Below are 19364 nucleotides of genomic sequence, written 5' to 3'. Positions count from 1 at the left end.
GCGAGCGAGAAAGGCCCCGGATTTCGCTACGCTCCATCCGGGCTACGCAGTCTCTAAATCACGCCGACCTTCCCAGCGCGCCGTCGATCATATTGACCGCGTTCTGCACACCGTAGACCGCAACGAACGAGCCGAAGCGCGGGCCCTTCTCCTGGCCGAGCAGGACCTGGTAGAGCATGTTGAACCAGTCGAGCGAGACACCGGGGCGGCCGTCCTTGCCCTTCTTGACCTGATCGAGGAACGGCTCGCGGCGGCCGATCTCGTAGACGACGTTCTGGATGTCTTCCGCCGTTGCATTCGCGGGCAATTGCACCAGCGCATCGCGCAGATCCTGGAGTGCGACGCGCTCGCTCTCGGTCGGCTGGCGGAACTGCTTCGTCGGTGCGACGAAGTCGCGATAATAGTTGATGGCGTAGCCGACCATCGCGTCGAGCTTCGGATGCGTCTGCGGCGTCACGCCCGGACGGTAGCGGCCAATGAAGCCCCACAGCGTCTCGGCATTCTCCGCATTCGACGACGACACCAGCGTCAGCAAGAGGTTGAACGTGACGGGCATGTCGGCCTGCGGCGGCGTGCCGGAGTGGATATGCCAGACCGGATTCTGCAGCTGCTGCTTGCCGTCCTGACGTGCAAAGCCGTCGAGGAATTGCTGGTAGTCGTCGACGTTGCGCGGAATGACGTCGAAGAACAGCCGCTTGGCCGCCTTCGGCTCGCGATACATGAACAGGGACAGCGATTCCGGCGAGGCGTAGCGCAGCCACTCGTCGATGGTCAGGCCATTGCCCTTGGACTTCGAGATCTTCTGGCCCTTCTCGTCGAGGAAGAGCTCGTAGTTGAAGCCCTCCGGCGGTGTGCCGCCGAGCGCCTTGGCGATCTGGCCCGACAGCTTCACCGAGTCGATCAGGTCCTTGCCGGCCATTTCATAGTCGACGCCGAGCGCGACCCAGCGCATCGCCCAGTCGGCCTTCCACTGACACTTGACGTTGCCGCCGGTGACCGGCGTTTCGACTTCCTCGCCGCTGTCGGGATCGACATAGGTGACGGTGCCAGCCGCGACGTCGCGACGGATCATCGGCACCTGCAGCACGACGCCGGTGGTCTTGCTGATCGGCAGGAAGGGCGAATAGGTCGCGCGCCGGTCGGGCCCGAGCGTCGGCAGGATGATCGCCATCACCTTGTCGTAGGCGGCGAGCATCTTGAGCAGCGTCGCGTCGAAGCGGCCCGAGGTGTAGTAGTCGGTCGAGCTCGCAAACTCGTAATCGAAGCCGAAATGATCGAGGAACGCGCGCAGCCGCGCATTGTTGGCGGCACCGAACGACGGATGCTCGTTCGAGAACGGGTCCGGCACGCGCGTCAGCGGCTTGCCGAGATGCGCCGCCATCATGTCGCGATTGGGCACGTTGTCCGGCACCTTGCGCAGGCCGTCCATGTCGTCGGAGAAGGCGAGCAGCCGCGTCTTGATCTTGTCCTCGGTCAGCACGCGGAAGGCATGCCGCACCATCGAGGTGCGCGCGACCTCGCCGAAGGTGCCGATATGCGGCAGGCCCGACGGACCGTAGCCGGTCTCGAACAGCACCTCGTCCTTCGGGCTTTTCTTCAGCCGCGCGACAATCGCCTTCGCCTGCTCGAACGGCCAGGCGTTGGATTGTTCGGCGAGCGCACGCAGGTCGCTCGGGCTGAAGGCAGGATCAGTCATGTTCTTAGCTCTCTTCCCAGGGCCGCGGAAACTAGCGTTTCCGTGGCGAAATGCAAAATGACGGAGCCAGAGGACTCCTGGATTCGTAGGGTGGGCTAAGGCGCCCTTGCGCCGTGCCCACCATTCCCGGCGTGCTCGTGATGGTGGGCACGCTTCGCTTTGCCCACCCTACGGACTCCGCATTCGCGCCAGCCGCTAGAACGGGCTGATCGAAAAATAGCGCAGCCACAGGTCGGTGAAGCGGCCTTTTTCCCAGATGCGGAACAGCGCCCAGTTCAGCGACTGCCGCAGCAGATCGTTGCCCTTGCGCACGGCGATGCCGACGCCCTCGCCGAAATAGCGACTCTCGACGAAGGCACCGCCGGAGAAGGCGCAGCATTCGCCGGAATCGGTGCCGTTGATCCAGAACGCCAGCGAGATCGCGTCGCCGAAGATGAAGTCGACCTCGCCGCGGCGGAGCGCTGTACGCAGCGCATCGTCATTGGCGTAGGACTTGATCTCGGCGTCGGTGAACATCGCCTTCAGGTACGCCTCATGCGAGGTGCCGCCGATCACGCCGACCTTCTTGCCCTCGAGATATTCGGGGCGCACCTCCGGCATCACGGCGTCGCGGCGCGACACGAAGCGGGCGGGCGCGCGGTAATAGGGATCGGTGAAATCGACCTTGGCGCGCATCTGCGGCGTCACCGCCAGCGAGGCGATGATGGCGTCGCCGCGATTGGTCGAGAGCGCATCCACCAGCGTCTCGAAGCGGCGCATCTGCACGGTGCAGGTGACCTTGATCTCGTCGCACAGCGCGCGCGCCAGATCGACATTGAAGCCGGCCGGGTTGCCGTCGGGCCCGGTGAAGTTGAACGGCGGGTAGTCGGTCTCGGTCAGGAAGCGGATCACCGTGATGCGCGACAAATCCGGCCGGTCCGGCCGGCGCCGCGGATCCCAGAAGCCGGGGACGGCCTGGGGCGCGGCCTCGGCGGCCGGCTTCGGCGCAGGCTGGGCCTGAGCAGCCGGCGGGGATGCAGGCGCGGGGGCCGGTGTCGCGGGCTGTGCGGGAGCCGGGGCGGCCGGGGCCAGCTTGGCCGGCGGGGTCTGCGGCTGCTTGGTCGGCGGGGTCTGGGCCGCGACAGGCGCGGCAAGCGCCAGCACCACAGCCGCCAGCAGCGCTCCGGCCAGCCGGACGGCTGGGCGCGACAAAACGGCAAAAGGCTGGGCGGTCAGGACAGTCATCAACTAACGATTTCGAGGAAATTGGGTGGCCTTATAGACCATCCGGCGCCTGATGGGAGCGGCGATTGGGTTAAATCGGGCCCGAAAATGCTCGCATGATCCGAAAAAGTGGGGACCGGTTTTTCGAAAAGATCATGCGCAAACAATGGGATCAGAGGTAGCGTTTCAGGTCGGTCGCGGCTTCTTCGGGCGTCCGTTTCAGGTTGAACGGCGAGACGAACCGGCCGTCGCGATCCATCAGATAGATCAGCGCGGTGTGGTCCATGGTGTAGTCGCCATCCTTGAGCGGCACCTTCTTGGCGTAGACCCGATAGGCCGACAGCACCTTGGCGATCTCCTCCGGGCTACCGGTCAGGCCCTTCAGATGCGGATCGAAGCTCGACAAATAGTCCTTCATCGCGGACTGCGTGTCGCGTTCGGGGTCGACCGAGACGAAATAGGCGTTCACGCGATCGGCGTCCTTGCCCATCGCCCTCAGCACCTCGGAGATCTCGAACAGCGAGGTCGGGCAGACGTCGGGGCAATGGGTGAAGCCGAAGAAGATCAGCGACGGCTTGCCCTTCAAATTCTGGTCGGTGATGGTCCGACCGGCCTGGTCGGCGAGCTGGAACGGCCCACCGATCGCTGACGGTGCAGTAACCGTGCGCAAGCCGCCGAGCGCCCACAGCATGATGACGAGCCCGACCGCGAGGCTGCCGGCGAAGGCGGCAAAGATCACCAGCGGGCGGGTCGTCCGGTCCATGGGCTCAAAATTCCTTGTACGGTCAGAAACAGGAGGCGATGCCGGCGGCGATGGTCTCGAAGAACACCGCGGTCCCGTAGTAGAACCAGAGCGCGCCGGCGGCGAGCAACGCCATCCCGCCCAGGGTCGCAGCGCCCCACAGCAGCGCGGACGCCGTCCGGTTCTGCGCCGGGGCGGCGACGAGATGAGGCTGGGCGGAGAGCGGCTGGACCATGCCCTTGAGATAAGGCCGGTTCTGGCGGCCGGCAAGCATAATGGCTGCCGTAACGCGTCACATCATGGCGAGGAAACCTGTCCCAGTCATGCCCGGGCTCGTCCCGGGCCTCCACGAATTCTGTGGAGGGGCAAAAACGTGGATGGCCGGGACATAGGCGGAGCGGAAGCGACGCCGTCCTTCGGACGGCTACGCCCGGCCATGACGGCAAGTTATGCGGTCTCGATTAGTGCGAGCCCGGCCGATTCGCCGAGGCCTGGGCGTCGAGGTAGCACGGCTTGTAGAGCGCCTGGAGCTGCTTGCCTCTCAGGAAAATCATCCGCGGCGTCAGGCCGCCGCGCGCGGAAATCCATTTGCGCACTGCGGTCGGATACATCGAGTACAGCATCTGGGTGGCTTCGGGATTGGTGACCGCGCGACCGTCGTCACCGTAGTCCCAGGCGGCATGGAAACCGAGATTGGCGTGCGAGGTGACGCAGATGCGGTCGTGCGGAACTGCACCGAGCACGATGGTGCAGGCCGAGGCACAAAGCCCGTCGATGATCACGGTCTCGCCCGATGTGCGCAGGCTCTGATATTTGTCGACGTAGGTTCCGATGCGGCCGCCGCGGTCATCGGCGATTCGGACCACTGCGTGTGACGCCCCCATCCCCGCCAGCAGAAGAATCGCCGCCAGCAACCCCGTCATCAACTTCATTTTGGCCAGCCCCAGTCGGAACTAAAAGTCGAAACCGAATCTGCTTGTCATGTGATGCAAGACGTCGCGAGCGTGTTGCGAGACCGCAATTTTGTCCAGACGGCCAAACCACCTCAAAAGAAATTCAAATTGGGTGTTGCGCGCGCGCTTCAGTCATCTAGCCAATGGTCCCAAACTGGAACAATTTGAGCCACCGGGTTGATGCGCGCCCGCCACACGCAAGAGCGTTTGCGCGAAGCCACACGCAATGACGCGACGGTTGAGTCAATTGAAGGGCAAGGGGAAGACGAGATGGCGGATGATGCAGACGTGATCGTGGTTGGCGGTGGATTGGCCGGCCTGGTTGCAGCAACCGAGATCGCCGATGCGGGCAAGCGCGTCATCGTGGTCGATCAGGAGGGGGAACAGAATCTCGGCGGCCAGGCCTTCTGGTCGTTCGGCGGATTGTTCCTGGTCGATTCGCCGGAGCAGCGCCGGCTCGGCATCAAGGACTCATACGACCTCGCGTTGCAGGACTGGATGGGCACCGCCGGCTTCGATCGCGACGAGGATCACTGGCCGCGCAAATGGGCCGAGGCTTATGTCGCCTTCGCGGCCGGCGAGAAGCGCGACTGGCTGCGCGCGATGGGCCATCGCATCTTCCCGGTGGTCGGCTGGGCGGAGCGCGGCGGCTATGACGCGATGGGGCATGGCAATTCGGTGCCGCGCTTTCACGTCACCTGGGGTACCGGCCCCGGCATCGTCGAGCCATTCGAGCGCCGCGCGCGCGAGTCCGCAAAGAGCGGACGACTGATCTTCAAGTTCCGCCATCGCGTCGATGCACTCTCGGTCACCAATGGCGCGGTCGACGGCATCAGCGGCGCGGTGCTGGAGCCGACGCATGTCGAACGCGGCCAGAGCTCGTCGCGAAAAGTGGTCGGCGATTTCAGCTTGCGCGCGCCAGCGGTGATCGTCGCCTCCGGCGGCATCGGCGGCAATCATGACCTGGTGCGGCAGAACTGGCCGTCGCGGCTCGGCGCGCCGCCGCGCTTCATGATTTCAGGCGTGCCCGAGCATGTCGACGGCCGCATGATCGCCATCACCGAGGCCGCCGGCGCGCGGCTGATCAACCGCGACCGGATGTGGCACTACGTAGAGGGCATCCAGAACTGGTCGCCGATCTGGCCGCGCCACGGCATCCGCATCCTGCCGGGGCCGTCGTCGATGTGGTTCGATGCGACCGGCAAGCGGCTGCCGGCGCCGCTATTCCCGGGCTCCGACACACTCGGGCAGCTGCAATACATCATGGGCACCGGCTACGACTATTCGTGGTTCATCCTGACCCAGAGCATCATCAAGAAGGAATTCGCGCTCTCCGGCTCCGAGCAGAATCCGGATCTCACCGGCAAGAGCTGGCGCATGACGATCAAGCGCGCCACCAACAAGGGCGCGCCGGCGCCGGTCGAGGCCTTCAAGCAGCACGGCGTCGACTTCATCGTGCGCCATGATCTCGGCGATCTCGTCAGTGCGATGAACAAGCTCGCCGGCAATGAGTTGCTCAAGCTCGATGCCATCAAGGCGCAGATCGAGGCGCGCGACCGGGAGATCACCAACCCCTATGTGAAGGATGCGCAGGTCATGAACCTGCACAATGCCCGCCGCTACATCGGCGACAGGCTGATCCGCACGGCAAAACCGCATCGCATCCTCGATGCCGAGCACGGCCCGCTGATCGCGGTCAAGCTCAACATCCTGACGCGCAAGACGCTCGGCGGTTTCGAGACCGATCTCGACTCGCGGGTGTTCGGTCACGACCAGCAGATCATCCGCGGCCTCTACGCAGCCGGCGAAGCCGCCGGCTTTGGCGGCGGCGGCGTGCACGGCTATCGCTCGCTTGAGGGCACCTTCCTCGGCGGCTGCCTGTTCTCCGGCCGCAATGCGGGGCGTGCGGCGGCGAAGGCGGTGGGTTAGCGCGATCCGTCCCGTCTCAGGTGTAGGGAAGCATCTCCCGCAGCAGGCGATCCGCGGCGGACAGCTGATCGAGCCGGACCAGGAGCAACTCGTTGAGCCGATCGAGCTGGGGCCGAAACTCCTCACGCACCGACACGTCATCGACGCGCTCGAGGAAATCCTTGAGGGCTGCGATGCATTCGACAACGACGTTGACGTTCTGTCGCAACGCTTCGCAGTCCGTCCTGGTCTGGACGATCAGGTAGCGCTCGCGACTGAATGGCAGCGGGATGATGTTCGCGGCCGCCGGCTCGGACAGCCCGTCACGGATGGTTGCGACAGACGCCGCAGCATGACCTGCCGATGTTGGGGTGCTGGTCATGAGGTCCCTCAAGCCGCGCGGACGGTGGACAGGAATTTCTCAACCTCCGTCTTCAGCCGCACGCTGTCGTTCGACAGCGTCTGCGCCGAGGTCAGGACCTGGCTCGAGGCAGAGCCGGTTTCCGTGGCCCCCTGCTGCACATCGGTGATATTGGAAGCCACCTGGTGGGTGCCTTGCGCGGCCTGCTGGATGTTGCGCGAGATCTCCTGCGTGGCCATGCCCTGCTCTTCCACCGCGGCCGCGATGGCTGAGGAGATTTCCGAGATGCGGCCGATCGTGCCGCTGATCTCCCTGATCGCGACGACCGAATCCTGAGTGGCGACCTGGATGTCGGCGATCTGGTGGCTGATCTCGCCGGTCGCCTTCGCGGTTTGCTCGGCCAGCGCCTTGACCTCGGATGCAACGACGGCAAAGCCGCGTCCCGCCTCGCCGGCGCGCGCCGCTTCGATCGTTGCGTTCAAGGCCAAAAGATTGGTCTGTCCCGCGATCGTGTTGATCAGCTCGACCACGTCACCGATCCGGGTTGCCGCCTGCGACAGCTTGTTGACGCGATCGTTGGTTTTCTGGGCCTGGTCCACCGCCGCGCCGGCGATCCTGGCGGCGTCCTGCACCTGGCGGCTGATTTCAGTGACGGACGAGCTCATCTCTTCGGTGGCGGAAGCAACCGATTGAACGTTGGTCGAAGCTTCCTCGGACGCGGCAGCGACCATGCCGGAGCGCTCCTGGGTGCTCTCGGCCGTCCGGCTCAGGGTTCGGGCCGCCGCCTCGAGCTCGGTCGAGGATGACGACAGCGTTTCGATGATCTCTCCGACCGCATCCTCGAACCGGCCCGCGAGCTGGTTCATGTCGGCCTTTCGCGTGGCGACGGCACGCGCCTCGGATTGCGCCTGTTCGGCACGCAGCCGGTCCGTTTCAATCATATTGTCCTTGAAGACCTGAACCGCCTCCGCCATCTCGCCGACCTCGTCGGCGCGGCCCGTGCCGGGGATCGCAGTCGACATGTCGCCATTCGCGAGCCGGGCCATGGCTGCCGTCATTCCGTGGATCGGACCTGCGATCGCACGGGCGGTGAGCAGCGCGATCGCGGCGCCAAGCCCAAGTCCCGCCGCCAGCAGGCCCCACAGGACCAGCTTCAGGGACGATATGCCGGTTTGCACCTCCTGGCTTCCTTCGGCCAACATCCTCTTCTGGTTCGTCTTGATGCCGCCGGAGCGCGTGCCGTCAGCACCCTTAGGCCCGTCGAGCAGATCGAGGATCTTCACCGCGCGCGGCGCCGCTTCGGTGACGAGAATTTGCACGGCCGCATTCCAGTCCTGGGACTCCCGGAGCGAGAACATCTTCTCGAACAGCGGAGCAAATTCGCTCCGTGCCTTCGCGATCTTCTCGAAGGCCAGCAGCTGGGTCGCGGTCAGCAGCTCCTTTCTTATGGCCACGGCCGCATAGCCCTTCTCAAAGAGCTCCCACGGCTTGAAGAATTTTTCCTTGTCGTTCTTCTCGCCCGACAACAGGTACATGCGAAGCTGCGCGGTGGCAGCGGCAAAATTGCCCCGTGTATCTGCCATGGCCTTCAGCAGTCTCTTTCGCTCGGCAGTCGCCTCCAGGCCTTCCTCCTCGTTGATCATCCCGGTGATCGCCGAGAAGATCGTTTCAGCGCGAGGGCCGGCTTCGCTCACCAGAAGCTTGGTCGCAGGATACGCATCGGAGGTGAAGGCAATGGCTTCGGCCTTGTCCTGGGCGGCCCGGAATTCCGCGAGCAGCGTCTTGGCCTCAATCCATTTTTGCTTGTTCTCGGGATTGCTGAAACGTGTTGCCATCTCATCGAAGGCAGCAGTGGTCGCGTCCATCTCCTTCCACATCGCAGCTCGATCGAGCTTGCCTTGCGGATTTCCGGTCAGGAGATAGCCACGCAATGTCGCCAGCGTGGAATAGAGATTGCCGACCAGTTCCGTGCTCGCGAGCGCGACGGGTGTGCGCAGCTTCACCATGCGATCGACGGTCGTGGAAATCCCGTCAACCGCATACACCGTGTATCCGACTGACAGCGCGATGATCGCGCAAACGGCTAGGAATCCGGAAATCAGCCGGCCGCGAATACGAAGTTTGAAAGGCATGGCAACGCTCCGAGGGTCGTTGGACCCGTTGCAAAAAACTGGGCAAGAATGGATTTGAATGTGATGTGCCTGGGCGCCGCAGCCGACGACGGCTTTTTCGTCGGATGCCGACCGGATCGGTCGCCGGCTCGCCCGACTACCCTTGTACCGCACGCTCCACGTCCCCCTACTTCAGCGTGTGGACGAGGGTGACGGCGATTGCTTATGGGCGCGTTAAGAAAAAATTGACCCTGATTTTCCTGGTGGGCGCAAAAATTTCTACGTCGGCGGTACCCGGAAACTCAGGTCATCCGCGCTCCGCAAATTTTTTCATTTGCTCGGGTCGCGCGATGCACGAGCAACCCAAAAACTGAGTTCAGGCAGCCGTTCAAACCGATCGTCAGAGAGCGGACAATCATTGCGACAAGCTGTCTCACCGTGATTAGCGAGGCCGGACTCCAGGCTTTCCGCCGGCAGGGAACAAGAACTCAACGCCCGCATCCGAAAAGACGCGGTGAAGGATCTCCATCGCGCCATCTGGCATCTGTGGAGCATCATTGTACTCCTCGAGCCGCCGGATGATCGCGGAAGAGATTCCGGTTCGCGCGGCCAATTGCTTCACCGACCAATTCAGGATGCCCCGGGCCGCGCGCAATTGCGCGCCGGTCAGCCGCGACGTTGCCGCGTGCGGAACGGAGAGTTTTTCCTGGTGCACGTCAATCGAGACCCCCATCCATTCCCGAATGCTGCCATCGCCATTGGTGACAGGCACGGCCGAACATCGGTGCCACCGATAGGTATTGTCGGGCTGGCGCAACCGATGTTCGACACTGTAGGGACGTCCCGTTTCGGCAGACGTCGTCCAGCTTCGCAAGGCAGCCTCACGTTCCTCTGCGTGAAGAAGTTCAACCCAGCCCTTGCCGAAGAACCGATGCGACTCCGGTCTCTTCTCGCCATTCGGCAGCGCCGTGATTCGACCGTCTGAACTGCCGATCCACAGCAGACCGCCGGCCACCTGGGTCAGGGCGCTGTAGCGCTCGGCGTCTATTCGCAGCGTCTGATGCAACCGACGTTGCGCGGTGATGTCCACTGCGATTCCGAGAATGCATTCCGGCTCACCGGCGCTATCCAGCAGCACTTCCGTGTGGCAGTGAATCCAGCGGAGTGCGCCATTGGGCCGCACGATGCGAAATTCGCCATCGAGCAGCGAGCGGTCCGTCATCAGCTCGCCGGGATCGCTATTCGGACGGCGATCGTCGGGATGAACTCTTCGCTGGATCTCTGCGTATGACGGAGTCACCGCGTGCGGATCCAGTCCGAGCAGCCAAAAAAAGCCCCGCGACCATTGCATTTGGCCGCCAGCATCGCAGCGCCAGACACCTGCCCCCAGCTTTTCTTCGATCAAGCGAAGCACCTCGGGCAGGCCGAGATATGCCTCCAGCTGAAGCAAATCAGTTCCCCTCAGAAAGTTAACTTCAACTCTCAATTGCAAACAAAAGCAATACCATGTTTCATCCGACGCGATTTGCGACCCTGCCATGCGCTTGCGTCGATCACGCTGTCAGGCTGTTGCTTTGGACTCGCGCGTTGAATCGACTCTGCGCGATGCTTCGCTTCGCCGCACCAGTCAGGGAAAAATTCAGAGCGATGAATCCCTTTGCGCTGCTTGCAGGATTGATGATCGCGCTGACCATTGCGTCACCGGTGCGCGCGGAGACGATCAAGGTCGACGGCACGACGCGGACCTACGCGGCGCAAATGCCGGAGACCAGGCCGGCGCCGCTGGTGATCGTGCTGCACGGCAAGACCCAGAGCGGCGCCGATATGGCGACGCGGACGTCGTGGCCTGCTGTCGCCAGGCGGGAGCATTTTACCGTGGTGTTTCCCGATGGGCTCAATCGGGCCTGGGCCGACCTGCGGGTGTATGAAGAGCGCGCCGGCAGCGCCCCGCCCGATGGCACCGACGACGTCGCTTTCATCACGCAGCTGATCAAGACATTCGTCGACGACGGCACCGCCGATCCGAAGCGCATCTACGTCACCGGCGTCTCCAATGGCGGCGCGATGACGATGACGCTGCTGTGCAAGCGCGCCGATCTGTTCGCAGCGGCGGCGAGCGTGATCATGAACCTCACCGAAGCGTCGAGCCGCGCCTGCCAGCCGTCGCGGCCCGTTCCGCTCTTGATGATGAATGGCACCGACGATCCGCTGATCCCCTATCGGGGCGGCCGCGGGACCTCGCGCTTCGCGGCCGACGGGTTCTGGTCGACCGAGAAGACGGTGGCGTTCTGGCGCCGGATCAACGGTTGCGAGGCCAGGGATGCCGCGTCTGTCAATCTCGAAGACCGCGACACCGGCGATCAGTCGACCGTGACCCGGATCGAGTCGCGCTGCCCGGCGGGCCGCGATGTCCTGCTCTATCGCGTCAACGGCGGCGGCCATCGCATGCCCGGCACATCGACCGATGCGCGCTTCGCACGGCTCGCCACCAACCTGCTCGGCCCGCAGAACCACGACATCGACGGCGCCGAGACGATCTGGTCGTTTTTCAAGCGATTTCCGTGAGATGCGCATTGCAAAATGCACAGTGGCGGTCGCGGCTTCGGCAGGGTAAGGAGTGCCCGCCATTCAAGTGGAGATCCCAATGAGCATTCAGCGTTTCGAAGCCGGCCCGCGCATGAGCCAGGTCGTCGTGCACGGCAACACCGTCTATCTGGCCGGCGTCGTCGCCGGCAAGGCCGCCGGCGGCAGCGTCACCGACCAGACCAAGGACGTCCTGTCGATCATCGACGGCCATCTCGCCAAGGCCGGCACCGACAAGTCAAAGCTCCTCAGCGCGACGATCTACATCACCGACATGAAGACCTTCCCCGAGATGAACGCGGTGTGGGATGGCTGGGTGTCGGCCGGCAATACCCCGGCGCGCGCCACCGTCGAGGCGAAGCTCGCCGCGCCCCAGTACAATGTCGAGATCATGGTGGTCGCCGCGAAGTAAAGCGCGGACCTCGGACATCGCGACAAGCTCTTGATGCCCCGGATTGCAAACTGCAATTCGGGGCATCTTGCATCAGCGCCTCACGCGCTTCTTCGCGGCTTCTCGCCCTTGATATCGCCGAGATCGGCCTGCAGCCAGCGGGCGATCCGGCGCCATGAATTGTTCAGGACCTTGCAGCCCATGAAGAGGCTGTGGTGACCGCACGGCTCGATGGCGCGCTCCAGCCACGCCGGCTGTGTGCCCAGCAGTCCCGCGGTCGCAAGCGCCTGGTCGCGCGGGACGACGATGTCGTTCTCGGCGGCGAGCAGGAAGACCGGCACCTTCACATCGGTGAGATCGACCGCGCGGCCGAGCGCGACGAAATGTCCGTGAGCGATCCTGTTCTGGCGAAATATCCAGTCCGTGACCTCGAGGTAATAGGTCCCCGGCAAATCCAGCGTCTCGCGATTCCAACGCTCGAAGCGATCGAGCAACGCCGCGCCGGCCGCTGATTTCAACAGATCCCGCTGCAACACCGTCTCCACGTCACCCGGGCTGAAGGGTATGCTCCAGAACTGCCGCATCTGCCTGCCACTGATGATGCCGTCGGCCTGACCCACCATCGCCTCGATGCCTGGCTGCGGAAGCGAGGCCACCATCATCGATATCTGCGACGGCACCGAGACGTCGATCGGGCTGCCCGCGAGCACAAGCCGCCGCACCTTGCCGGGAAAGCGCGCCGCATACAGCAGTGACAACCAGCCGCCCTGGCAGAGTCCAACAAGATCGACCGGAGACCCGATCTCGTCGACGGCGACGTTGAGATCGGCAAGATAGGTGTCGATCGAGAAGTAGCGCATCTCCGACGTGGCCGCGCGCCAGTCGGTGAGATGAAGCCGCGCGACGCCGGCGTCGCGCAGCAACTCGACCAGGCTGTGGCCGGGCGCGAAATCCGCAATCAGCGCGCGGTGCAGGGCATAGGGTGCGCAGACCAGCAACGGCTGACCTTCGGCGCCTTGCGAAAAATCCAGCAAGCGCATCGACGGCAGCTGCAGTGCGATTGTGTTCGGCGTTGTCCAGGACAGCGGCGGCTCGTCTGCGGGCATCGCGGCCCGATCGGCAAAGCCTGGCCAATAGGCGTCCAGCATCAACCGCGTGGCTTCAAACGGCCACAGCCATAACTGCTGCGCCAAATCGGCGCCGGCATGCCGTTCCGGAGGCCGTGCCTTGTCCGTCAACCTGTTCACCGATGGATGGATGCCGATGGGGTCGGCGCCGATCCCGATCGAGGACCGACGAAATCAGGTCCGTCACTCTACGCCAAATCCGGCGGAACGGCAGCCATAAAGGCTGCCGGGTTCCGTTCTGCTGCGATCTTCCGCGCGAACTGCCCGCAGAAATAGATTAAGCGGCGCGTCCGCACCGTAGCGCGAGCCATGACCTCCGAGGTAATCGATAGCTGCGTGCGAACCTTCGATAGTCCGCAACAGCCGATCACGGCACACTCGAGGGAGAGCAGCATGACCGACCACACCACCATCGCCCGCCGCTACATCGATCTCTGGAACGAGCGCACGCCGAGCCGGCGCCGCGAGCTGCTGAGCGAGAACTGGACCGCCGATGCGCGCTATGTCGACCCGCTGATGAGCGGCGACGGCCATGACGGCGTCGACGCGCTGATCGCGGGCGTGCAGCAGAAGTTCCCGGACTTCAAATTCACGCTGATCGGCCAGCCCAACGGCTTCGGCGACCACGTCCGCTTCTGCTGGGGCCTCGGCCCCGACGGCGTCGACAGCCCGATCAAGGGCACCGACTTCGCGGTGCTGAAGGACGGCCGGATCCGCAGCATCACCGGCTTCCTGGATCAGGTGCCGGCGGCGTAAGCCCAGGCGCTTCCACGGCACGGATGTCGCTGATAGTCTCTCCCGCAACACATCGGGAGGACACCCATGAAGGCCAATTCCGCCTTCAGCCGACAGGCGATCAGCGACATCACGCCGGCGGTGCTGGCGATCGGACGCGACAGCTTTCCGCGCGCTCTGATCGGCGCATTGCGCAACGTCGCCGATGTCGGGCACTGCATGGTGTTCTCGTTTAAGGGCATGCAGTCCGCCTGCCTGCTCGACGCCGGCAACATCCCGACCGGCCGCGATCTCGGCATCGCCTATTCCGAGCATTTTTATCGCGCCGACCCGAACCGCGACGCGATCTTCGAGGGCCAGGCGCAGGCCGCACCGATCGTGCTGCCGGCCTTCGCGCGGCGCGCCTACACTGACAGCTACCGAAAAATCTTCTTCGAGGATTCCGACATCGTCGACAAATTCGCGACCGCGATCTGGGTCGACGACACCTGCTTCTATGTGAATTTTTATCGCATCACCTCGCAGGGCCGCTTTTCCCGCGAGCAGATTCAGCGCCTGACCTCCGTCGCGCCGGCCGTGAGCGCGGCCGTGGCGCGGCATTTCCAGCGCGACGATCTCAGCGTCGATGATCCCCTGGGCCGGCTCAAGTCCCTGTTCGCGACGGCCGAGCCTTTCGCGATGCTGACCGGGCGCGAGAAGGAGGTTTGCCTGCGCATCCTGACCGGCCTGAGCTCGGAAGCGATCGCAGCCGACCTCGGCATCAGCCTGCATTCCGCCCTCACCTACCGCAAGCGCGCCTATGACAAGCTCGGCATCTCCGCGCAAAACGAACTGTTCGGCATCGCGCTGCGGCTGATGGCCTTAGGTCAGCGGCTGAATTGAAGCTGTCCCAAACGATGGGGACAGACGGCTGACGTCCACCGGTCTAGGCTGCGGCAAATCGAGGACACCGCCGTGAGCACCGCGCCGCATTTCGACATCGACGTCCCGGCCTTCTGGGCAGACCCCTACCCGACCTTCGCGCGGATGCGGAAGGAGGCGCCGATCGTCTTCGTGCCGCAGCTCGGCAGCACGCTGCTGTGCAGCCGCGACGACATCTTCGTCTCGGAGAAGCAGATCGACGTGTTCTCGTCGCATCAGCCGCAGGGCCTGATGAACAAGCTGATGGGCCACAACATGATGCGCAAGGATGGCGATGCGCACATGAACGAGCGCAAGGCGATCTTCCCGGCGATCTCGCCGAAGACGGTGAAGACGCACTGGACCGCGCAGTTCGAGGCCCATGCGAGCCGCATCCTCGACGATCTCACATGCGATGGCGTGGTCGATTTCGTCCAGGCTTTCGCGCTGCCGTTCTCGGCCGAGTGCCTGAAATCGATCACCGGCCTGACCAACATGCGCTTCCAGGACATGAACGCTTGGTCGCAGGGCATGATCGACGGCATTGCCAACTACACCGGCGATCCCGCGATCGAGGCGCGCTGCAACGCCGCGACCTCAGGCATCGATGCCGCGATCGACGACATGGTGCCCGTGCTCAGCAAGGCGCCGGACCTCAGCCTGCTCGGCGTGATGCTGCAATCGGGCATGCCGATGGAGAGCGTGCGCGCCAATATCAAGCTTGCGATCTCCGGCGGCCAGAACGAACCGCGCGACGCCATTGCCGGCACGGTGTGGGCGCTCTTGACCCATCCCGATCAGCTCGCGCTCGCCAAACGCGGCGACATCCCGTGGATGCAGACCTTCGAGGAATATGCCCGCTGGATCTCGCCGATCGGCATGTCGCCGCGGCGGATCGCCAAGCCCTGGACCATCCGCGACGTCGTGTTCGAACTCGAGGAACGGGTGTTTCTGATGTTCGGCTCGGCTAATCGCGACGAGAAGCATTTTGCCAATGCGGAGGCCTTCGATATCCGCCGCGACGCCAGCAAGAGCATCGCCTTCGGCGCCGGCCCGCATTTCTGCGCCGGCGCCTGGGCCTCCCGCGCCATGGTCGCCGACGTCGCACTGCCCGCGATCTTCAAGCGGCTGAAAAATCTACGGCTGCTCGAGGACCAGCCGGCGAAGATCGGCGGCTGGGCGTTTCGCGGGCTGTTGAACTTGCCCGTGCGGTGGGACGCGTAGCGCCCTGCGCCTCACCGGAACCGCAGGTTCTGCCGCGAGAGCTGGTCGACGGACGTGCACCCCATCAACTTCATCCCGCGTTCGATCTCGGCGCGCATCTGTCCGAGCGCACGCTCCACACCGGCCTGTCCTGCGGCGGCGAGCGGGAACAAATAGTAGCGGCCGAGGCCCACGGCCTTCGCCCCCAGCGACAGCGCCTTCAGCACATGGGTGCCGCGCTGCACGCCGCCATCCATCATGACGTCGATCCTGTCGCCGACCGCGTCCACGATCTCGGCCAGCTGATCGAACCCGCTGCGCGATCCGTCGAGCTGACGGCCGCCGTGGTTGGACAGCACGATGCCGGTGCAGCCGATATCCACGGCGCGCTGGGCGTCTTCCACCGTCATGATGCCCTTGAGGCAGAACTGGCCGCCCCAGTGCTTCACCATCTCGGCCACGTCGTCCCATGTCATCGCCGGGTCGAGCATCTCGGTGAAATAGCGGCTGATCGACATCGTGCCGCTCCCCATGTCGACGTGACTGTCGAGCTGCGGCAGCCTGAACTTCTCGTGCGTGAAGTAGTTGATCGCCCAGCCCGGCTTGACGGCAAACTGCGCAATGCCCGAAAGATTGAGCTTGAACGGAATCGCAAACCCCGTGCGCTTGTCGCGCTCCCGGTTGCCGCCCGTGATGCTATCCACCGTCAGCATCATGACCTCGATGCCCGCCTGCTTGGCGCGCGTCATCATCTCGCGATTGAGGCCGCGATCCCGGTGAAAATAGAACTGGTAGACCTGCGGGCCGTTGCTCAGGCTGCGGGCTTCCTCGAGGCTGACCGTGCCGAGCGATGACACACCGAACATGGTGCCGAACTTGCCGGCCGCCGCCGCCACCGCCCGCTCGCCCTGGTGATGGAACAGCCGTTGCAGGGCCGTCGGCGAGCAGTAGACGGGCATGGCGAGCCGCTGGCCCATCACCGTCACGGACATGTCGACCTCGCTCACCCCGCGCAGCACGCTCGGCAGCAGATCGCACGTCTCGAATGCTTCCGTGTTCCGGCGCAGCGTCACCTCGTCGTCGGCGGCGCCGTCGATATAGTTGAAGATCGGCCCCGGCAGCCGCTGTTTGGCCAGCCGGCGGAAGTCGTGGAAATTGTGGCAGTCGTTAAGGCGCATTGCCTCTTACTTCCCCCAGCGCAGCACGGCCGCATCGAGCATCTTCGCGATCTCGATCAGGCCCGCTTTCGTCGCCGGATGCAGCGGCTGCAGCGGGTGGCGCACGGCATCCGACTTGATCACGCCGCCCTCGCGCATCAGCACCTTGCAGGCGTGCAGGCCGCATTGGCGGTTTTCGTAATTGATCAGCGGTAGCCAGCGCGCATAGGCGGCCATCGCTTCATCACGCTTGCCCGCGAAGTAGGGATCGATGATCTGGCGGATGCCGTCGGGATAGCCGCCGCCGGTCATGGCGCCGGTGGCGCCGGCGTCGAGATCGGCCATCAGGGTGATCGCCTCCTCGCCGTCCCACGGGCCTTCGATTTCGGCGCCGCCCTTCTCGATCAGGCCGCGCAGCTTGTTGGCGGCCATCGGCACCTCGATCTTGAAGTAGCGGATGTTCGCCAGCTCCTTGGCCATCCGCGCCAGGAAATCCACCGAGAGCGGCGTGCCGGCGACCGGCGCGTCCTGGATCATGATCGGGATGGTGATGGTGTCAGACACGGTCCGGTAGAACTCGTAGATCGCGGGCTCCGGCACGCGGAAGGTCGCGCCGTGATAGGGCGGCATGATCATGACCATCGCAGCACCCGCGGCCTCGGCCTGCCGGCTGCGCTCGGCACAGATCGCCGACGAGAAATGCGTCGTGGTCACGATCACGGGTACGCGGCCGGCGACGTGCTCCAGCACCGCATGCATCACGGCTTCGCGCTCAGCGTCCGTCAGCACGAACTGCTCGGAGAAATTGGCGAGGATGCAGATGCCGTGCGAGCCGGCATCGATCATGAAGTCGATGCAGCGCCGCTGCCCGTCGAGGTCGAGATTGCCGTTGGCGTCAAAAATGGTCGGCGCGACCGGGAACACGCCGCGATAGGGACGCTTTGCAACTATAGCCATGGGATTTCCTCTCGACGTCTCTTGTCAGTTTTTCCGGAACGGCAGCGGCGGGCCGTCGAGCCTGCGTAGGCCCGGCTCGCGCCGCTCCAGCCACCAGCCATACTGCTTCGGCCACGATCCGAAAAGCTCGCCGCCCTCGCCGCGCAGCGCAAGCTCGGCGTGCAGCGGCCAGTTCGGATCGAACAGCGCTTCTCGGCCGATCGCGATGAGATCGGCCTGATCATTTGCCAGCACCTCCTCGGCCTGTTGCGGGTGCAGGATCAGGCCGACCGCGATGGTCGCGACATCGGCGGCTTTGCGGATTTCGGCTGCGTAGGGGACCTGGAAACCATAGCCGCGCGGAATCCGCGCCGCAGTCGCCGAGCCGAGCAGCCCGCCGGAGGAGCAGTCGATCAGATCGGCGCCGCGCGCCTTGGCCTCGCGGGCAAACGCGATTTGATCGTCGAGCTGCAGGCCGCCATCGACGCCGTCGACCGAGGAGATGCGGACCGACAGCGGCTTGTCGGCCGGCCAGGCGGCGCGCACGGTCTCGATGATCTCCAGCGGATAGCGCATGCGTCCGGCGCGATCGCCGCCATAGGCGTCGCTGCGCTGGTTGGACAGCGGCGACAGGAACGCGTGCAGCAGATAGCCGTGCGCGCAATGCACCTCGGCGAATTCGAACCCGGCCTCCACCGCGCGCAAGGTCGCCAACCGCCAGTGCTCCTTCAGCGCCGCAAGCTCGGCGACGTCGAGCGCATGCGGCATCAGCCAGCCCTCGTCCATCGGAATCGCGGAAGGTCCCACCACCTGCCACGGCAGGTCGCCCCGCGCACGATCCGCGTCATCGAGAACAGCGTTGCCATACCAGGGCCGCTGCATGCTGGCCTTGCGCCCGGCATGCGCCAGCTGGATCGAGGGCACCGCGCCGTTCGCCTTCAGGAACGCCGCGATCCGCTTCAGCGCCGCCGCCTGGACCTCATTCCAGATCCCGACATCGCCATGGGTGATCCGCCCCTCCGGGACCACCGCGGCCGCCTCGACCATCACCATGCCGGCCCCGCCCTGCGCGAACTTGCCGAGATGCACCAGATGCCAGTCATTGGCGACGCCGTCGTCGGCCGAATACTGGCACATCGGCGATATCAGGATGCGATTGCGGGATGTCACGCCGCGAAGCGTGATCGGCTGGAACAGAAGCGGCTGCGGCATCAGGACCTGTCGGGACGGCTGGAAGATCGGGGCCGCAAGCTAGGGCGGCGCTTGCGTGATCGCAAGCCGCTCAGGGACCCATCGATATGAGGGATGGAGCGGGCGAAGGGAATCGAACCCTCGTATGCAGCTTGGGAAGCTCGATG

General features: G+C 64.5%; 18 protein-coding genes. 6 read left to right on the top strand and 12 right to left on the bottom strand.

Annotated elements, in window-relative coordinates; all coding sequences use genetic code 11:
- Positions 1 to 58: 58 nt before the first annotated feature.
- The 5 genes from JQ604_RS12235 to JQ604_RS12215 all read right to left on the bottom strand — a co-directional run bounded on the left by JQ604_RS12235 (position 59) and on the right by JQ604_RS12215 (position 4573).
- On the bottom strand, positions 59 to 1696 hold the full coding sequence (locus JQ604_RS12235; RefSeq protein ID WP_212357475.1) for a lysine--tRNA ligase: 1638 nt from the start codon (positions 1694 to 1696) through the stop codon (positions 59 to 61).
- 195 nt (positions 1697 to 1891) lie between these two features.
- A complete protein-coding gene (locus tag JQ604_RS12230; RefSeq protein ID WP_249158209.1) occupies positions 1892 to 2920 on the bottom strand; it encodes a transporter substrate-binding domain-containing protein in 1029 nt (342 codons plus the stop codon).
- 151 nt (positions 2921 to 3071) lie between these two features.
- Positions 3072 to 3662, bottom strand: a complete 591-nt coding sequence (locus JQ604_RS12225) for an SCO family protein (protein ID WP_212357472.1) — start codon at positions 3660 to 3662, stop codon at positions 3072 to 3074.
- A 22-nt stretch (positions 3663 to 3684) separates the two neighbouring features.
- Complete coding sequence (locus JQ604_RS12220) at positions 3685 to 3915, bottom strand: hypothetical protein (protein ID WP_349631091.1); 231 nt, start codon at positions 3913 to 3915, stop codon at positions 3685 to 3687.
- Positions 3916 to 4102: 187 nt separating this feature from the next.
- On the bottom strand, positions 4103 to 4573 hold the full coding sequence (locus JQ604_RS12215) for a hypothetical protein (protein ID WP_212357468.1): 471 nt from the start codon (positions 4571 to 4573) through the stop codon (positions 4103 to 4105).
- Positions 4574 to 4864: 291 nt separating this feature from the next.
- On the opposite strand from JQ604_RS12215, the gene JQ604_RS12210 reads away from it, so the two are divergent.
- Positions 4865 to 6523: an FAD-binding dehydrogenase gene (locus JQ604_RS12210; RefSeq protein ID WP_212357466.1), complete on the top strand. Its 1659-nt coding sequence runs from the start codon at positions 4865 to 4867 to the stop codon at positions 6521 to 6523.
- A gap of 16 nt (positions 6524 to 6539) precedes the next feature.
- Here JQ604_RS12210 and JQ604_RS12205 read toward each other — a convergent pair whose 3' ends face one another.
- The 3 genes from JQ604_RS12205 to JQ604_RS12195 all read right to left on the bottom strand — a co-directional run bounded on the left by JQ604_RS12205 (position 6540) and on the right by JQ604_RS12195 (position 10514).
- Positions 6540 to 6884 (bottom strand): hypothetical protein, encoded by a 345-nt coding sequence (locus tag JQ604_RS12205; protein ID WP_212357463.1) that lies wholly within the window; start codon positions 6882 to 6884, stop codon positions 6540 to 6542.
- Positions 6885 to 6892: 8 nt separating this feature from the next.
- A complete protein-coding gene (locus tag JQ604_RS12200) occupies positions 6893 to 8995 on the bottom strand; it encodes a HAMP domain-containing methyl-accepting chemotaxis protein (RefSeq protein WP_212357460.1) in 2103 nt (700 codons plus the stop codon).
- Between the two features lie 421 nt (positions 8996 to 9416).
- Positions 9417 to 10514, bottom strand: a complete 1098-nt coding sequence (locus tag JQ604_RS12195; protein WP_249158208.1) for a PAS domain-containing protein — start codon at positions 10512 to 10514, stop codon at positions 9417 to 9419.
- 107 nt (positions 10515 to 10621) lie between these two features.
- On the opposite strand from JQ604_RS12195, the gene JQ604_RS12190 reads away from it, so the two are divergent.
- Together JQ604_RS12190 and JQ604_RS12185 are read left to right on the top strand one after the other, a co-directional pair.
- On the top strand, positions 10622 to 11539 hold the full coding sequence (locus JQ604_RS12190) for an alpha/beta hydrolase family esterase (RefSeq protein ID WP_212357457.1): 918 nt from the start codon (positions 10622 to 10624) through the stop codon (positions 11537 to 11539).
- A 79-nt stretch (positions 11540 to 11618) separates the two neighbouring features.
- Positions 11619 to 11969 carry a RidA family protein gene (locus JQ604_RS12185; protein WP_212357454.1) on the top strand — a complete coding sequence of 117 codons (351 nt, stop codon included), beginning with the start codon at positions 11619 to 11621 and terminating at the stop codon, positions 11967 to 11969.
- An 80-nt stretch (positions 11970 to 12049) separates the two neighbouring features.
- Here the strand turns inward: JQ604_RS12185 and JQ604_RS12180 are convergent, their stop codons facing one another.
- Positions 12050 to 13186, bottom strand: coding sequence for an alpha/beta fold hydrolase (locus tag JQ604_RS12180; protein ID WP_249158207.1), 1137 nt, complete (start codon positions 13184 to 13186; stop codon positions 12050 to 12052).
- 282 nt (positions 13187 to 13468) lie between these two features.
- Here JQ604_RS12180 and JQ604_RS12175 point away from each other — a divergent pair, with 282 nt between their 5' ends.
- From JQ604_RS12175 to JQ604_RS12165, 3 genes are all read left to right on the top strand, one after another.
- The gene (locus JQ604_RS12175; RefSeq protein WP_212357451.1) at positions 13469 to 13831 is read left to right on the top strand and encodes a nuclear transport factor 2 family protein; all 363 of its coding nucleotides are present in this window, start codon (positions 13469 to 13471) and stop codon (positions 13829 to 13831) included.
- A gap of 66 nt (positions 13832 to 13897) precedes the next feature.
- Positions 13898 to 14692, top strand: a complete 795-nt coding sequence (locus tag JQ604_RS12170; protein ID WP_212357448.1) for a helix-turn-helix transcriptional regulator — start codon at positions 13898 to 13900, stop codon at positions 14690 to 14692.
- Between the two features lie 72 nt (positions 14693 to 14764).
- Positions 14765 to 15934 carry a cytochrome P450 gene (locus JQ604_RS12165; RefSeq protein ID WP_212357445.1) on the top strand — a complete coding sequence of 390 codons (1170 nt, stop codon included), beginning with the start codon at positions 14765 to 14767 and terminating at the stop codon, positions 15932 to 15934.
- A gap of 11 nt (positions 15935 to 15945) precedes the next feature.
- Here the strand turns inward: JQ604_RS12165 and JQ604_RS12160 are convergent, their stop codons facing one another.
- The 3 genes from JQ604_RS12160 to JQ604_RS12150 are packed head-to-tail and all read right to left on the bottom strand — an operon-like array spanning position 15946 to position 19218.
- Positions 15946 to 17091 carry an alpha-hydroxy acid oxidase gene (locus JQ604_RS12160; RefSeq protein ID WP_212357442.1) on the bottom strand — a complete coding sequence of 382 codons (1146 nt, stop codon included), beginning with the start codon at positions 17089 to 17091 and terminating at the stop codon, positions 15946 to 15948.
- Positions 17092 to 17097: 6 nt separating this feature from the next.
- Positions 17098 to 18027 carry a dihydrodipicolinate synthase family protein gene (locus tag JQ604_RS12155; RefSeq protein WP_212357440.1) on the bottom strand — a complete coding sequence of 310 codons (930 nt, stop codon included), beginning with the start codon at positions 18025 to 18027 and terminating at the stop codon, positions 17098 to 17100.
- Positions 18028 to 18051: 24 nt separating this feature from the next.
- The gene (locus JQ604_RS12150) at positions 18052 to 19218 is read right to left on the bottom strand and encodes an NADH:flavin oxidoreductase/NADH oxidase (protein WP_212357437.1); all 1167 of its coding nucleotides are present in this window, start codon (positions 19216 to 19218) and stop codon (positions 18052 to 18054) included.
- Positions 19219 to 19364: the final 146 nt, after the last annotated feature.

This window comes from Bradyrhizobium jicamae (assembly GCF_018130695.1).
In the GTDB taxonomy this organism is placed as follows: Bacteria; Pseudomonadota; Alphaproteobacteria; order Rhizobiales; family Xanthobacteraceae; genus Bradyrhizobium; species Bradyrhizobium jicamae_B.
The sequence above is the reverse complement of the archived record's forward strand: the minus strand, read 5'-3'. Positions and strand labels throughout refer to the sequence as shown.

Bases quoted from the DNA above. Each gene is read 5' to 3' on its own strand.
- JQ604_RS12235 (WP_212357475.1), bottom strand. From the start codon at position 1,696: ATGACTGATCCTGCCTTCAGCCCGAGCGACCTGCGTGCGCTCGCCGAA.
- JQ604_RS12230 (WP_249158209.1), bottom strand. From the start codon at position 2,920: ATGACTGTCCTGACCGCCCAGCCTTTTGCCGTTTTGTCGCGCCCAGCC.
- JQ604_RS12225 (WP_212357472.1), bottom strand. From the start codon at position 3,662: ATGGACCGGACGACCCGCCCGCTGGTGATCTTTGCCGCCTTCGCCGGC.
- JQ604_RS12220 (WP_349631091.1), bottom strand. From the start codon at position 3,915: ATGCTTGCCGGCCGCCAGAACCGGCCTTATCTCAAGGGCATGGTCCAG.
- JQ604_RS12215 (WP_212357468.1), bottom strand. From the start codon at position 4,573: ATGAAGTTGATGACGGGGTTGCTGGCGGCGATTCTTCTGCTGGCGGGG.
- JQ604_RS12210 (WP_212357466.1), top strand. From the start codon at position 4,865: ATGGCGGATGATGCAGACGTGATCGTGGTTGGCGGTGGATTGGCCGGC.
- JQ604_RS12205 (WP_212357463.1), bottom strand. From the start codon at position 6,884: ATGACCAGCACCCCAACATCGGCAGGTCATGCTGCGGCGTCTGTCGCA.
- JQ604_RS12200 (WP_212357460.1), bottom strand. From the start codon at position 8,995: ATGCCTTTCAAACTTCGTATTCGCGGCCGGCTGATTTCCGGATTCCTA.
- JQ604_RS12195 (WP_249158208.1), bottom strand. From the start codon at position 10,514: ATGGCAGGGTCGCAAATCGCGTCGGATGAAACATGGTATTGCTTTTGT.
- JQ604_RS12190 (WP_212357457.1), top strand. From the start codon at position 10,622: ATGAATCCCTTTGCGCTGCTTGCAGGATTGATGATCGCGCTGACCATT.
- JQ604_RS12185 (WP_212357454.1), top strand. From the start codon at position 11,619: ATGAGCATTCAGCGTTTCGAAGCCGGCCCGCGCATGAGCCAGGTCGTC.
- JQ604_RS12175 (WP_212357451.1), top strand. From the start codon at position 13,469: ATGACCGACCACACCACCATCGCCCGCCGCTACATCGATCTCTGGAAC.
- JQ604_RS12170 (WP_212357448.1), top strand. From the start codon at position 13,898: ATGAAGGCCAATTCCGCCTTCAGCCGACAGGCGATCAGCGACATCACG.
- JQ604_RS12160 (WP_212357442.1), bottom strand. From the start codon at position 17,091: ATGCGCCTTAACGACTGCCACAATTTCCACGACTTCCGCCGGCTGGCC.
- JQ604_RS12155 (WP_212357440.1), bottom strand. From the start codon at position 18,027: ATGGCTATAGTTGCAAAGCGTCCCTATCGCGGCGTGTTCCCGGTCGCG.
- JQ604_RS12150 (WP_212357437.1), bottom strand. From the start codon at position 19,218: ATGCCGCAGCCGCTTCTGTTCCAGCCGATCACGCTTCGCGGCGTGACA.